Below are 13,540 nucleotides of genomic sequence, written 5' to 3'. Positions count from 1 at the left end.
GTCAGCTGCGACGCAGGCTCGCTGCAATCACCGGGATGACGATCGCTGCGGCCACGAGGTGCGTGAGCATCAGGGTGAGCTTGGTGTCGATCGACGCGTTCACGATCGCATCAGGAACGAGAGACAACGCGGTCAGCACGATCGTTGTGCGAACGAACACAACGCGCGGTTGCGTTGCCCACCTGCGCAATCCGGCGGCGAAGACAACGCCGAGCGCGGCGAACATGACGGTCAGCTGCGCGAATGCAAAGAGGGGAATCTGCTGACCGTCGATGGCGAGGGAGACGCCGGCGGCGTGCGCTAGTGCGGCCACTGCCGTAGTAGCAAGGGCGGCTCCGACTGTTGCCACGGCCGCGGGGCGCCAGAAAGCTGCAGGTGCAGTGGTGGCGGGGGCTGCGAACGTGGCGTGAGCGGTGGTGGTCATCGTGATCTCCTCGGGTGGGTTGTTTTGCTCTCACCAGGTCTACGAATGGGATCGACCGAATACGACAGACCCCCGCGAACGGGCTCTCAGTGCACGATTTCGGCACGGAAAGCGACACTGGTAGCCCGTTCGACGTTCAGATCCTGTTCCGCCCGCGCATTGTCGATGTCGCTAACCCAATCGCGGTAGCTAGTCAGCAATAGGCAGGCGAAGTCGAAGCAGGCAGACGGGAATCGCAACGTCGCCAATGCATTACCGACCTCACATGCCTGATCAGGCATGTGAGGTCCGCAATCGGCATGCGAGGTCGCGATGCAGCGTGCGAACGGGCTCTCAGTGCACAATTTTCGGCCCGAAAGCGACACTGGAAGCCCGTTCGCCGGCCATGTGCGACGTCGCGATGCAGCCCGGCGACGCTAGTTACCCACCAGGTGATCGCGCCGCCTGGTCAGGTACGCCCGCTCGGCGGAGTTCTGCGTTGCGGCGATCGCGGCGTCGTAGGCGGACCTCGCCTCAGCGCTACGGCCCAGCCTGCGCAACAGATCCGCTCGGGCTGCGTGCCAGGCGTGATAGCGGTCGAGCGCCAGTCCGTCAATGATCGACAGCGCTACCTCCGGACCGTCCAATTCGGCAAGTGCGACAGCACGATTGAGCGCAACTATCGGGGTCGGCGCGACGGCATAAAGCTGGTCGTAGAGCGCGACCACCTGACTCCACTCGGTGTCGCGCGCATCGCGGGCATCCGTGTGGACCGCGTTGATCGCCGCAAGCAGTTGATACTGCCCCGGCCTCGTGTGCTGGGCCGCTACTCGAGCCAGGCATTCACGGACAAGGGCGTGCCCCTCGGTTATCAGTGCTCGGTCCCAGCCGCCGCGGTCCTGCTGGTCGAGCGTCACCAACTCGCAACCCCTGACCCGAGCGGCGCTCCGCGCTTCGGTCAACAACATCAGCGCGAGCAATCCAGCGACCTCGCCGTCGTCGGGTAGTAGTTGCCGCATGATCCGTCCGAGTCGGATGGCCTCCGACGTCAGATCGGATCGAATCGGGTCGTCGCCTGCACCGGCAAGGTAACCCTCGTTGAAAACGAGGTAGATGACGGTGAGCACACCAGCGAGTCGATCGGTCACATCGTCGTGGTCGGGCACCCGGAAGGGGATGCGCGCTGCCTTGATCTTGGCCTTGGCACGCGTAATACGTTGTCCCATGGTCGTTTCGGCAACGAGGAAAGCGCGAGCGATCTCCTCCACCGTCAACCCGCCGAGCAGACGCAACGTAAGAGCGACGCGAGCCTCAGGGTTGAGAGCCGGGTGACAACAGGTAAATGCGAGCCGGAGACGGTCGTCTTCGACCAATCCGGTGGGTTCGTGCGGGGTCGGGTCGTCGATGATCATGGCTGCCTGATGCTTCGTCTCGCGCAGGGATTCTCGGCGAATCCGGTCGATGGCGCGGTTGCTTGCGGTAGTCGTCAGCCAGCCACCTGGGTTGGGCGGAATCCCGTCGACCGGCCAACGCTCGACGGCGATGAGCAGAGCCTCGCCCGCCGCATCCTCGGCGATGTCGAGATCGCCGAAGCGTCGGGCGAGCGAGGCGACCACCCGGCCGTATTCCTCGCGATAGATCCGATCGATCTGCACGCGAGCGTCTTTCGTCATGCGCCGTCGAACGTCCGGATCTCGATCCTCTGCTCGCAGACCTTCGACGCTCTGGCGGCGATCTTCAGCGCGGCATCGAGATCCGGCGCTTCGACGACCCAGAATCCACCGAGGAACTCCTTGGTCTCGGCGAAAGGTCCGTCGGTTACGACCACATCGGCGCCGGTGTTGTCGACCGTCGTCGCTGCGTCCAGGCGTCCGAGCCCACCGGCGAACACCCACGAGCCCTCGGCCTTCAGCTCATCGTTGAACCTTTCTGTGGCATCGAATTGCGGCTGCGCATCTTCGAGCGGGATGTCGTAAACGCCTGCGTCGACGACTACGGAAAGCAGGTACTGACTCATCTCGGTTTCCCTTCTTCGGTGGCTGCCGATCGGCTGCCTCTACACACTCCACGAACCGGCACTACCGGATACGACAACCCTCGACGAAGATTCTCGCTTTATCCACCGAATCGCTGCTCGAAGGTGTCGAGCATGGCCTCGACCTGGCGATAGGTCCCGGAGCTGTACGCGCCGATACTGCGCTCGGCGGACAGGGCGTCACGCATCGCGTCGAGGTAGCGCCGCTGCACGATAAGCGATTGCGCAATCGAGTCGGGCTTGGTTTCGGTGTCCTGGCGACTGCCGGTGACAAGGCGCGGGAGTATTCGTTCTCTCATCGAGCCGACCACTGCCGGATCGAGTCGCTCACCGTCGACGGTCTGCTCGTCCAAGGGTCCGAGAGTGTCGATCGCCGACTCCCCCACTCGCCGCAGCAGCGCAGACATGGAATCGCGCTTCTCTTCTGCACTTTCGGGCGAGAAGTTCATTCTGGAAATCAACAGCGGCAGCGTGAGTCCGAACAGCACAAGGGTGATGAGTGCGACGAGAAACGATGCGGGACGACGGTATTCTTCCGTTGTTATGCGATGGCACGCGCGTTGAGCAGTCGCCGCGAATGCTCGTGTGCCTGAGCGGCAAGGAATGTCTCACGTGCACGATCGGCAGCACTTTCTGCGGCCAGGTATTCGTGTAGGCGCGCCTTGGCTTCGTACCACGCAGCACGGTCCGCTGGGTTTGCGTCGCTCGCAGGCCGACTGATCGAGAGGGCGGTCATTTCGATCAAAACGTTCATGTCGGGTCCAGTCTCACGAGGTGGTTGCCAATCAACCATCGCAATTCCGGGGCCGATCCCGCATCCGTACTTACACGTATCCATCTACCTATCTGTATGGATGAAGGTTCGACGGGCCTGGGTGGCCTGACGCGGATCAGCCCGCAAAGTTGGGGCACAGATTCGTCGTCGATGCGCTGAGGAACAGCACACCCGACTCGAACTGGTACGTCTGCTCGAGTGCGCTGATTTCGTCGAGGATCGAGCCACCGGCGGTGAGATCGGCGCAGACCGCGTGGCCGGCAGCGATGTTCTCCTCCGCGGTCAGGCCCGGCAAGGTCGCACCGTTGATGCTGATCTCCTCGAGGAACGACGCTTCGGAGGCGTAGTCGGAAGCGGAGGCCGTACCTGCGCCGAGTGCGCCAGCGCCGAGGCCGGCGATCGTCACGCTGAAGACGGCTGCGATGGCGCGGTTGCGGATTCGGTTGGTGATCATCTCTGACTTCTCTTTTCGTTCGAGGTGTGGTTGTGGTCTGTGCGCCGTTTCCGGCCTGAGGACAACAATCCAGGATTTCCGGTGCTCGAAATACCCACAGAGGGTTACCGTCTGGCCTCCCCCGGGGGTGGCGGTTTTACACCCTGTAGCGACATTCGGCGATTAATCCAGTGGCCTTTCAAGCCATTGGCTGGCTAGCATCGCGCGGTGGTCGAAGCACGGACGACAGCGGGAACGGTGCGCGGACGCGTCGAAGCGGGCGTGGCGGTATTCCGTGGGATTCCGTTCGCCGAACCGCCCGTCGGCGCCTTGCGCTTCGCTGCTCCGTCGCCACGGGGTTCTTGGCACGGTGTCCGAGATACGTTGGTGTTCGGTCCTTCTCCGCCGCAAACGGGCGAGCCGGTAGTCGGTGACGACTGGCTCACCCTCAACGTATGGTCTCCCGATCCGGGCCGTGCTGCAGGACTGCCGGTCATGGTGTGGATCTATGGCGGGGCCTACACGATCGGTGCATCGAGCCTGCCCGAGTACGACGGCGCTCGTCTCGCGCGCGACGGCGTCGTACTCGTCACGTTCAACTACCGCGTCGGCATCGAAGGTTTCGCGCACATCGACGGTGCGGTAGCCAACAGAGGACTGCTCGATCAGATCGCCGCGCTGGAATGGGTGCACGACAACATCCGTGCGTTCGGCGGCGACCCTGCCAAGGTCACCGTGTTCGGTGAATCAGCCGGTGGAGGTTCGGTCGCTGCGCTATTTGCCATGCCGCGCGCGGTCGGCCTGTTTCGCCGAGCCATCGCACAAAGCGTCCAGGGCACGTTCTTCACAACCGAGCTGGCGCGCGACATCGCCGGAGCCTGCGCCGCCGAGCTCGGGCTGTCCGCCACCGTCACCGATCTATCGGACGTCGACCCCGAGCTGCTGACCGCCGCGGCCGACGAGGTCATGGCGAATATGCCTGCGCACGTTGATAAGTGGGGTCGGGCAGCGCATCGAGCGATCTTGTTTGCGCCCGTCGTCGACGGCGACACGTTGCCCTGCACGCCATGGCAAGCGCGGCACGACGTCGAACTCCTCGTCGGCCACACCCGTGACGAACACAAGCTCTTCACGGCAATCGACCCACCCACCGAGGAGCAGATCGCCAGCGCCGCAGCTGTTTTCGCACCGGGACCCTATCCCCCGGCCGAACCCACCCAGCTGTACGAATGGATTCTCGGGGACTATCTGTTCCGCATACCGTCGCTGCATCTCGCCGAACGGGCAGCCAAGGCGCACTTCTACGAGCTGACCTGGTCGGGCGTTATGGGTGCCTGTCACGGTCTCGATGTGCCGCTCGTCTTCGGCAACCTGACGAGCGGGGAGCCAGCGACTCTGATCGACGACCTTGTCGCAGCCGAAGCCGTATCCGCACAGATGCGCACGTCCTGGATCGCGTTCGCCACCAACGGCGATCCAGGCTGGCCGACCTTCGACACCGGGCTGGTGCAGCTGTTCGACACCGAGCCTGAGGTCGTGCCCTACCCCGAGGTGGCATCGCGAAAGATCTGGCAGGACTACAGCTTTGCGCCGCTCGAGCTGAGGGTGTGACGAACCTCGAAAGCGGGTACTACCGGCTGACCGAACTAGGAAGGGTGCCGATCGCTACCAAAGGAATGCTTCTACGACCGATGATGATCGGCTTCTTCGCACTGTCGGCCGTGTATGTCGGCGGCTGCAGCGATGTCGAGGAGGCGGTGAACAAAGGTGGCGACACTCCATGCAGCGACTACCTCGAGGACGACGCCGACGATCGACGAGTCACCGTCACAAAGTTCTTGAAGGAGGACGGGAACGGCAATGAGCCGGCAGGCACTGCAGTCGATGCGGCGATCATCGCCATCGATCTCCTCTGCTCGGCGCAGCAGAACGCGGACACCCCGATCAAGGACGCCGATCTCGCTGGAATCCTCACGCCGAAATAGACATCAGTTGTCGCCCTTCTTCTCCTTCGGCTCCTTCTCCCTGTCCTGCCCATTGCCGTTGCCCTCTTTGCCGTTGTCGTCGTTGTCCTTGCGGCTCCTGGGCGTTTGCCCATCCGTCGGCGCTTCAGGCTGTCGCTCGGGCGCCGAGACGGTCGATCCCACAGTGATCGGCGGCGCGAGCGGTGTCGACTGTTGCGTCGACGGCAGAATCTGCGGCGACGGTTCTTCCGCGGAATTGCCTGCAAGCGCTACAGCCAGCACGATTGCAGCTAGAAGCACGCCAGCACCTGCAGCGATCCAGACAGGCCGGGGGCCCGAACGACCCACCGGCACGACCCCGGCGGTCGTGGTCGGCGGAACGATCTGTTGCACGGGCAGCATCGCGGTCGGACGTGAATTCGTGCGTGGCAAGAACGCAAGTCGTTGTGCGACTTCCGCGGCACTGGGGCGATCCGCGGGGTTGTCCGACGTCATAGCCGTCAGCAGAGCCGTCAACTCCGGTCCAAGGTGGGTTGGAATCGGCGGCCGACGATCGAGCCGCGCGAGGGCAGCTTCGATTCCCACGCCCGGATACACACATTGTCCGGTCGTGCTTTCGATCAGAACCAATGCCAGCGAATAGACATCCGACGGCGTGCCGACTCGACGGCCCAAAGCCTGTTCAGGACTGACGTAGTTCGCAGTTCCGACGGTGAGACCCAGCGTCGTCAAGCGCGCGCTGTCCACAAGACGCGCAATGCCGAAATCGGTCAACTTGGGCGACCGCGGCAACCCGGGGGCCACCGGTTCGTCGAGCAGAATATTTCCTGGCTTGATATCGCGGTGCACCACGCCGCGTGAGTGGACGTAGGCCAGCGTGTCGGCAATCGACGCCCCGAGTCGAGCGGTCTCGACTGTCGGCAGCGGCCCCTCGGCGATACGCGCCGAAAGGGTCGGACCGGTGATCAGCTCCATCACCAGGAACGGCACGTGATCGTGGGTCGACCGGTCGATGGTGTCTGCGTCGAACAGAGTGACCAAGCCTGCGTGCCGCAGACTGGCCAACGTTTTGGCTTCGGCCTCGATCCGTTGCCTGTCTGCGGCGTCGGCCGCGTCGAACCGAAATATCTTGATCGCCACCGGTCGCGACAGCAGTTTGTCCTCGCCCCGGTAGACGTCAGCCATGCCGCCGCGGCCGATCAGCTCACCGAGTTGGTAACGGCCGACCAGTATCGACCCCGGGGACACATTGCTCACATCTCGATACTCCAGCACCCGGCGCTCACTGTCCGCGACGGGTGCCGCCAGAGCCCGGCCGACTGTGCCGCGCTCGCTACCGGTCGTTTTCTCCGAGCCGGTGAATATGAACTAGATTCGTCGACCCGACCGTGTTGGGCGGCGAACCGGCGACGATGACGACGGTGTCGCCACGCTCGAAACGGCCGAGTTCCAGCAGTGCTCGGTCGACCTGTTCGACCATGTCGTCTGTCGACTCGACTGGATCGACGAGGAACGTCTCTGTCCCCCAGGTCAGCGACAGTTGTCGCTGCACGTCGGCGCGGGGAGTGAACGCGAGCAACGGTAGATCGGTATGCAATCGCGCCAACCGCAGGACCGTATCTCCCGACTGCGTGAACGCGACGATAGCGGCCGCGTCCAAACGCTCGGCGACGTCCAACGCGGCGGAGACGATAACGCCCGGCCTCGTCCGCGGTGCCAGCGTGAGCGGTGGCGCAGATGTCGAACGGCCTTCGACAGCTGTGATGATGCGATCCATCGTCGACACGGTGTCGAAAACGTACTTGCCGACAGATGTCTCGCCGGACAACATCACCGCGTCGGCACCGTCTAGGACAGCGTTGGCGACGTCGGAGGCCTCGGCGCGCGTCGGGCGAGCGTTCTCGATCATCGAGTCGAGCATCTGGGTTGCGACGATGACCGGCTTCGCGCTTTCGCGGGCCAGCTGAATCGCATCCTTCTGCACAAAGCGGAACCTGCTCGAGCGGGACCTCGACGCCGAGATCGCCACGCGCCACCATGACCGCATCGAACGCCGCGACGATCTCCTTCAGATGGTCGACCGCCTCCGGCTTCTCCAGCTTGGCGATGACGGGCACGCGCCGACCGATTTTGTCCATGACGCGATGCACCGGCTCGATGTCGTGCGGAGACCGGACGAACGAGAGTGCGACGAAGTCGACTCCGAGTTCGAGGGCGAACTCCAGATCGGCGATGTCCTTGGCGGACAACGCAGGAACCGACACGTTCACACCGGGCAGCGAGAGCCCCTTGTTGTCGGAAACCGGACCGCCGACGACAACGCGGCAGACCACATCCGGACCTTCGATTGCGATGACGTCCAACGCAATTCGTCCATCATCGATAAGGAATCGATCGCCGGCTTTGGCGTCGTCTGCCAGTTCGGAGTACGTCGTCGACACCCGATCGTGGGTGCCGATACATGGTTCGACGGTTATACGGACTTCTTCGCCGACGTTCCAGATCGTCGAGCCCTCGGCGAACCGGCCGAGCCTGATCTTCGGACCCTGCAGGTCCGCCATGATCCCGATCGTGCGACCGGTGTCATCGGCAGCCTTCCGCACGCGATCGAAATTCGCTGCGTGGTCGGCATGTTCACCGTGGCTGAAGTTGAGGCGCGCCACGTCCATGCCGCAGTTGGCCAGTTCCTTGATTCGCTCTTCGCTCGCCGTTGCCGGGCCGAGTGTGCAAACGATTCGCGTTCTACGCAACGTCTGAGTCATCACGCAACCCCGCCATCGGAAGTCTGGGCCGGCGCCGCGTGCACGTCGTCGATTCGGTACTTACTTGCAGCCGCAACGGCTTTGTCGGTGTCGAGGGCTGCCAGCACGGCAACGGTGATCGACTGGGCATCGATGTTGAAGACGCGACGAGCGGCATTTTCTGGTGTCGGAGAAGCCGAAACCGTCTGCGCCGAGCGTTGTGTACTCGCCTGGCACCCACTGCCGGATCTGGTCGGGCACAGCGCGTTCCCAATCCGAGGCGGCGACGAACGGTCCCTGCGCTTCCGACAGCACCTTGGTGAGGTACGGCGCCTCGTAGCCTGCGCCCGGATCCCGCAGCTTGTTCTTCTCGGCACGAACTCCGTCGCGACGCAGTTCGTTCCATGACGTCACGGACCAGACGTCCGCGCTGACTCCCCACTCGTCGGCGAGCAGTTCCTGCGCACGAAGGCCGTCCGGCACGGTGACCCCCGAAACCAGGATCTGCGCCTTGGGTCCGTCGGTCGTCGACTTCTTGTAGAAGTAGATACCTTTCAACAGTCCTTCGACGTCGAGGTCGTCCGGCTCGGCAGGCTGTCGGTAGGGCTCGTTGTAGACGGTGATGTAGTAGAAGATGTTCTCGCCGCCGAAGCCGTCCACACCGGGTGTGCCGCCGTACATACGACGCAGACCGTCCTTGACGATATGCGCGATCTCGAAGGAGAACGCCGGATCGTAAGCTACGACAGCAGGATTCGTCGACGCCAGGAGCATCGAGTGCCCGTCTGCATGCTGCAGACCCTCACCGGTGAGCGTGGTTCGTCCCGCGGTGGCGCCGAGGACGAATCCGCGCGCCATCTGATCCGCGGCTGCCCACAGTCCGTCACCGGTGCGCTGGAAGCCGAACATCGAATAGAAGATATAGAGCGGAATCATCGGCTCGCCCTGCGTGGCGTAGCTGGTGCCGACGGCGGTGAACGACGCGGTCGAGCCGGCCTCGTTGATGCCCTCGTGCAGGATCTGTCCGATCGCGGATTCCTTGTAGGACAACATTTGTTCTGCGTCGACAGAGGTGTAGAGCTGGCCGTTGCGGTTGTAGATCTTGAGCGTCGGGAACCACGAGTCCATGCCGAACGTGCGCGCCTCGTCGGGAATGATCGGCACGATTCGCTTGCCGATCTCCTTGTCCCGCAACAGCTCTTTGAGGATTCGGACGACGGCCATCGTCGTCGCGACTTCCTGTTTGCCGGATCCCTTGCGGACCGACTTGTAGACCTCGTCGCCCGGAAGAGTCAAAGGCTTTGCAGCCGTGCGCCGTTCGGGCAGGAAGCCTCCGAGCTCGCGACGTCGGTCGAGCATGTACTTGATCTCGGGCGCATCGTTGCCTGGGTGGAAGTACGGCGGTAGATACGGATCGCGTTCGAGATCGGCGTCTGAGATCGGAATCCGTTGCAGGTCACGGAAATCCTTCAGATCCTGCAGCGTCAGCTCTTTCATCTGGTGGGTCGCGTTACGGCCCTCGAAGCTCTTGCCGAGTGTGTAGCCCTTGATCGTCTTGGCGAGGATGACCGTCGGCTGACCCTTGTGGGCCGCGGCGGACGCGTAGGCGGCATACAGCTTGCGGTAGTCGTGCCCACCACGCTTCAGATTCCAGATGCCTTGATCGCTCAAATCGGCGACGAGTTCCTTGGTTCGCGGATCGCGACCGAAGAAGTTGTCGCGCACGTAACTGCCGTCGTTGGCCTTGTAGGTCTGGAAGTCGCCGTCCGGTGTCGTGTTCATCAGATTGACGAGGGCGCCGTCCGGATCCGCACGCAGCAGCGCGTCCCACTCACGACCCCACACGACCTTGATGACATTCCAGCCGGCGCCACGGAAGAACGACTCGAGTTCCTGGATGATCTTGCCGTTGCCGCGGACGGGTCCGTCGAGCCGCTGCAGGTTGCAGTTGACGACGAAGGTGAGGTTGTCGAGGCCTTCGGTCGCAGCGACGTGGGCCAACCCGCGGGACTCTGGCTCGTCCATCTCGCCGTCGCCAAGGAACGCCCAGACGTGCTGGTCGGTCGTGTCCTTGATGCCGCGGTCGTTCAAATAGTGGTTGAAGCGGGCCTGGTAGATGGCGTTCATCGGACCGAGGCCCATGGACACCGTCGGAAATTCCCAAAATTCGGGCATCAGCCGTGGGTGCGGGTAGGACGGCATGCCGCCACCCGAGGTTGCGTGCGAGTGCTCCTGGCGAAAACCGTCCATACGTTCCGCGGGGAATGCGGCCTTCGAGGAACGCGCGCGCATAGATGCCGGGTGATGCGTGGCCCTGGATGAAGATCTGGTCGCCGCCGCCGGGGTGATCCTTGCCTCGGAAGAAGTGGTTGAAACCAACCTCGTACAGCGACGACGAGGATGCGTAGGTCGAAATATGTCCGCCGACGCCGACGCCGGGGCGCTGTGCGCGGTGCACCATCACGGCTGCATTCCAGCGGATCCAGGCGCGGAACCTGCGCTCCACATCCTCGTCGCCGGGGAAGGCGGGCTCGCTCTCGGTGGGGATGGTGTTGACGTAGTCGGTCGATGTCAGCGCAGGAATCGAGACGCGATTCTCTCCTGCCCGCTCCAGCAGACGGAGCATCAGGTAGCGCGCGCGCTCGGAGCCGGATTGTCGAAGGAGGTTGTCGAGCGACTCCAGCCACTCGTCGGTTTCCTCCGGGTCGAGGTCGGTCAGGTAGGACGCGACACCTTCTCGGCTCAGCTGGGTGACATCGATCGACATGGTGCTCCTCATCCGCGCGGTGGTGGGCGCGTTTCGATGCTCGTCCGCCCGATCGTGGGTGGACGAGCGTTGGAAGTACTACTTACGGCTGCATCGATCGAACTGCGCTGATCGGCCAACCGACGATCTTCTTCGGACGCGGCGTTGCGTACGTACGGACCTTGGAGGTCGAAAGATGCATCGAGACAAGGGATTCAGCTAACGTGACCGCGGCACTGATACCGTCGATAACAGGTACTCCGCACCGCTGCTGAATCCGCTCGTCGAGGCCGGCCATTCCGCCGCACCCGAGACAGACCACTTCGGCGCGATCGTCGCGTACTGCCTTCTCGGCCTCGACGACGATTGCTTCGACCGCTTGTTCGGGATCTTCCTCCAACGCCAATACCGAGACATCACTGGCACGTACCGACGCACACCTAGTGTACAGGCCTGCGAGGGTGAGCCTGTCTTCGATCATGGGGACCGTGCGATCCAAAGTTGTTACTACTGAGTAGCTTCGGCCGATCAGCATCGCGATCATCGCCGCCGCTTCGGTGATATCGACGACCGGGACGTCGACGAGTTCCTGCAGCCCTTCCCGCCCGTGCTCGCCGAATCCGGCCTGGATGACTGCGTCGAACGGCTCGGTGTAAGTGCTGACAACTTCCATCACCGCGACCGCGGCAAGATCGCTCTCGAAGTTGCCCTCCACCGACTCGGCGCCGAATCGTGGTGTCAGCGCTACGATTTCGGTTCCAGGCGCAGCGGCCAACTGGGCCTGCCTGCCGATCGATGCAGTCATGGATTCGGTCGTATTGACTTTCACGACAAGGATTTTCATGGATTCTCTCCGAATGTTTCAGGATTGACTGTTGCAGCCGTTGCTATTTCGGCTCAGTGAACGCTTTCGACGGCGATCGATTCACCGGAGACGTCGTCGAACGTCACCGTACGGTCGGCGAGGGCGAAGTAGATCACCGCGCCGAGACCCGCACCGATGAACCAGGCGAAGGCCGCCAGCGAGGAGAGCACGGGCGCGAACGCGATAGCCAGCGAAGACAGTGCAGCGGGAAGGAACGCCGCGAGCGCGCGTGGGTTGATGCCGTGCCGGTAGTAGTACGCGCCCGAGGGTGCATCCGTGTACAACTCGGGAACGTTGATCTTGGCCTTTCTGATGAGCCAGTAGTCGGCGATGATGATGCCGAACAGCGGACCGAGCAGCGCGCCGAGGCCACCGAGGAAGTAGTTGATCACGGCCGGGCTGTTGTACAGGTTCCACGGCAGGATGACGAGGCCGATGACAGCGCTGACCAGCCCAGCGCGAGCAAAGTTGAGCTTCTGCGGGAAGAGATTGGTGAGTGCGTAGATCGGCGCGACGAAGTTTGCCATGAGATTGACCGCGACGGTCAGGATAATCAGCGCCAGGGAGGCGATGACCAACAGAGGCGTGTTGGGAATTGCGTTGACGACGTCGGCAGGGCTGGCGACGATCTCGCCGTTGATCTTGTACTGCCCACCGGCCATCACGACGACGATGGCACCGAAGAACAATACGTTGATCGGGATGCCCCAGAAGTTTCCGTGGAAGATCGATTTACGGGTCTTGCAGGCACGGGTGAAGTCGCAGAAGTTGAGGACGAACGTCGCGTAGATGGAAACCCACAGTGCCGCCGGCAAAGATTTCCCGCCACATGACGCCACCGGTGAGATGGTCGGCTGTGGACCAGGCGATCGTGCCGCCGGCCTCGACAAGGACCCAGATGGCCAGCGCAGCCAAGGTCACCAGGATGATCGGCCCGGCGAAGGCCTCGTACTTGCGAATCATGTCCATGCCGTGCTGGACCACGTAGGTCTGGAGAAGCCACAGGGCGCCGAAGGTGATCCACCCGAGTGTCGACAGCCCGAGGATCGAATTCTGATCCATGCTCTCGAGCCCTGGAAAGATTGCGATCAGCAAGACGCGCAGCACCAGCGAGGCGAGGAACGTTTGGATTCCGAACCAGACGATGGCAACACCGCCACGGATGAGGGACGCCAACTGCGCGCCTCGAACGCCGAACGCGATACGAGCCATCACCGGGAACGGAATGCCGGTCTTGTGCCCCAAGTACCCGGAGATGGTCAGCAGTACGAAGAGGAGCGCGGATCCGATGCCGAGTGCGAGCAGGATCTGCCAGCCACCGAGACCGAGAGCGAAGAGGCCTAGCGCGAACCCGTAGTTGCCGAGGCTGTGCACATCGTTCGCCCAGAGCGTGAAGATGTTGTAGCCACTCCACCGCCTGCCCTCGACCTTGGTCGGTGCCAGATCGGCGTTGTAGAGCCGGGTGCTGAGCGTGAGCGGTTCGGGAGACACAGCTGACTTCTGGAGTACCGGGATCACGGGTTGGTTGGAGATCTCGGGCTGCTTCGGTGCGCGGGGTCGGTCGATGAGCATCGGATA

Annotated in this window: 11 protein-coding genes and 3 pseudogenes; 2 read left to right on the top strand and 12 right to left on the bottom strand. The window is 63.0% G+C overall.

Annotation, left to right across the window (positions count from 1 at the left end):
• Window position 1 precedes the first annotated feature (1 nt).
• The 7 genes from ACHIRB_RS11535 to ACHIRB_RS11505 all read right to left on the bottom strand — a co-directional run bounded on the left by ACHIRB_RS11535 (window position 2) and on the right by ACHIRB_RS11505 (window position 3,667).
• On the bottom strand, window positions 2-424 hold the full coding sequence (locus tag ACHIRB_RS11535) for a DUF6069 family protein (protein ID WP_395124902.1): 423 nt from the start codon (window positions 422-424) through the stop codon (window positions 2-4).
• 86 nt (window positions 425-510) lie between these two features.
• Window positions 511-705, bottom strand: coding sequence for a hypothetical protein (locus ACHIRB_RS11530; RefSeq protein WP_395124903.1), 195 nt, complete (start codon window positions 703-705; stop codon window positions 511-513).
• 135 nt (window positions 706-840) lie between these two features.
• The gene (locus ACHIRB_RS11525) at window positions 841-2,076 is read right to left on the bottom strand and encodes an RNA polymerase sigma factor (protein WP_395124904.1); all 1,236 of its coding nucleotides are present in this window, start codon (window positions 2,074-2,076) and stop codon (window positions 841-843) included.
• The gene (locus ACHIRB_RS11520; RefSeq protein WP_395124905.1) at window positions 2,073-2,420 is read right to left on the bottom strand and encodes a YciI family protein; all 348 of its coding nucleotides are present in this window, start codon (window positions 2,418-2,420) and stop codon (window positions 2,073-2,075) included. Before ACHIRB_RS11520 ends, ACHIRB_RS11525 begins: the two co-directional genes overlap by 4 nt.
• Before the next feature lie 98 nt (window positions 2,421-2,518).
• Window positions 2,519-2,899: a hypothetical protein gene (locus ACHIRB_RS11515; protein ID WP_395112508.1), complete on the bottom strand. Its 381-nt coding sequence runs from the start codon at window positions 2,897-2,899 to the stop codon at window positions 2,519-2,521.
• A gap of 80 nt (window positions 2,900-2,979) precedes the next feature.
• Window positions 2,980-3,192 carry a hypothetical protein gene (locus tag ACHIRB_RS11510; protein ID WP_395112507.1) on the bottom strand — a complete coding sequence of 71 codons (213 nt, stop codon included), beginning with the start codon at window positions 3,190-3,192 and terminating at the stop codon, window positions 2,980-2,982.
• Window positions 3,193-3,328: 136 nt separating this feature from the next.
• The gene (locus ACHIRB_RS11505; protein ID WP_395112506.1) at window positions 3,329-3,667 is read right to left on the bottom strand and encodes a DUF732 domain-containing protein; all 339 of its coding nucleotides are present in this window, start codon (window positions 3,665-3,667) and stop codon (window positions 3,329-3,331) included.
• 207 nt (window positions 3,668-3,874) lie between these two features.
• On the opposite strand from ACHIRB_RS11505, the gene ACHIRB_RS11500 reads away from it, so the two are divergent.
• Complete coding sequence (locus ACHIRB_RS11500) at window positions 3,875-5,257, top strand: carboxylesterase/lipase family protein (RefSeq protein ID WP_395124906.1); 1,383 nt, start codon at window positions 3,875-3,877, stop codon at window positions 5,255-5,257.
• On the top strand, window positions 5,254-5,631 hold the full coding sequence (locus ACHIRB_RS11495) for a hypothetical protein (protein WP_395124907.1): 378 nt from the start codon (window positions 5,254-5,256) through the stop codon (window positions 5,629-5,631). The genes ACHIRB_RS11500 and ACHIRB_RS11495 overlap by 4 nt, the downstream gene beginning before the upstream one ends.
• Window positions 5,632-5,634: 3 nt before the next feature.
• Here the strand turns inward: ACHIRB_RS11495 and ACHIRB_RS11490 are convergent, their stop codons facing one another.
• From ACHIRB_RS11490 to ACHIRB_RS11470, 5 genes and pseudogenes are all read right to left on the bottom strand, one after another.
• Window positions 5,635-6,867, bottom strand: coding sequence for a serine/threonine-protein kinase (locus tag ACHIRB_RS11490; protein WP_395124908.1), 1,233 nt, complete (start codon window positions 6,865-6,867; stop codon window positions 5,635-5,637).
• 76 nt (window positions 6,868-6,943) lie between these two features.
• Window positions 6,944-8,372, bottom strand: a pseudogene (gene pyk / locus ACHIRB_RS11485) (pyruvate kinase).
• A pseudogene (aceE, locus tag ACHIRB_RS11480) lies at window positions 8,372-11,130 on the bottom strand (pyruvate dehydrogenase (acetyl-transferring), homodimeric type). The pseudogenes pyk and aceE overlap by 1 nt, the downstream one beginning before the upstream one ends.
• Window positions 11,131-11,200: 70 nt before the next feature.
• Window positions 11,201-11,941 (bottom strand): aspartate/glutamate racemase family protein, encoded by a 741-nt coding sequence (locus ACHIRB_RS11475; protein ID WP_395124909.1) that lies wholly within the window; start codon window positions 11,939-11,941, stop codon window positions 11,201-11,203.
• Between the two features lie 53 nt (window positions 11,942-11,994).
• A pseudogene (locus ACHIRB_RS11470) lies at window positions 11,995-13,534 on the bottom strand (NCS1 family nucleobase:cation symporter-1).
• Window positions 13,535-13,540: the final 6 nt, after the last annotated feature.

It is taken from the genome of Antrihabitans spumae (genome assembly GCF_043944905.1).
Classification (GTDB): domain Bacteria; phylum Actinomycetota; class Actinomycetes; order Mycobacteriales; family Mycobacteriaceae; genus Antrihabitans; species Antrihabitans spumae.
This window is presented reverse-complemented; position numbering and strand designations above follow the sequence as displayed.

Bases quoted from the DNA above. Each gene is read 5' to 3' on its own strand.
- ACHIRB_RS11535 (WP_395124902.1), bottom strand. From the start codon at position 424: ATGACCACCACCGCTCACGCCACGTTCGCAGCCCCCGCCACCACTGCA.
- ACHIRB_RS11525 (WP_395124904.1), bottom strand. From the start codon at position 2,076: ATGACGAAAGACGCTCGCGTGCAGATCGATCGGATCTATCGCGAGGAA.
- ACHIRB_RS11475 (WP_395124909.1), bottom strand. From the start codon at position 11,941: ATGAAAATCCTTGTCGTGAAAGTCAATACGACCGAATCCATGACTGCA.
- ACHIRB_RS11530 (WP_395124903.1), bottom strand. From the start codon at position 705: ATGCCTGATCAGGCATGTGAGGTCGGTAATGCATTGGCGACGTTGCGA.
- ACHIRB_RS11505 (WP_395112506.1), bottom strand. From the start codon at position 3,667: ATGATCACCAACCGAATCCGCAACCGCGCCATCGCAGCCGTCTTCAGC.
- ACHIRB_RS11520 (WP_395124905.1), bottom strand. From the start codon at position 2,420: ATGAGTCAGTACCTGCTTTCCGTAGTCGTCGACGCAGGCGTTTACGAC.
- ACHIRB_RS11510 (WP_395112507.1), bottom strand. From the start codon at position 3,192: ATGAACGTTTTGATCGAAATGACCGCCCTCTCGATCAGTCGGCCTGCG.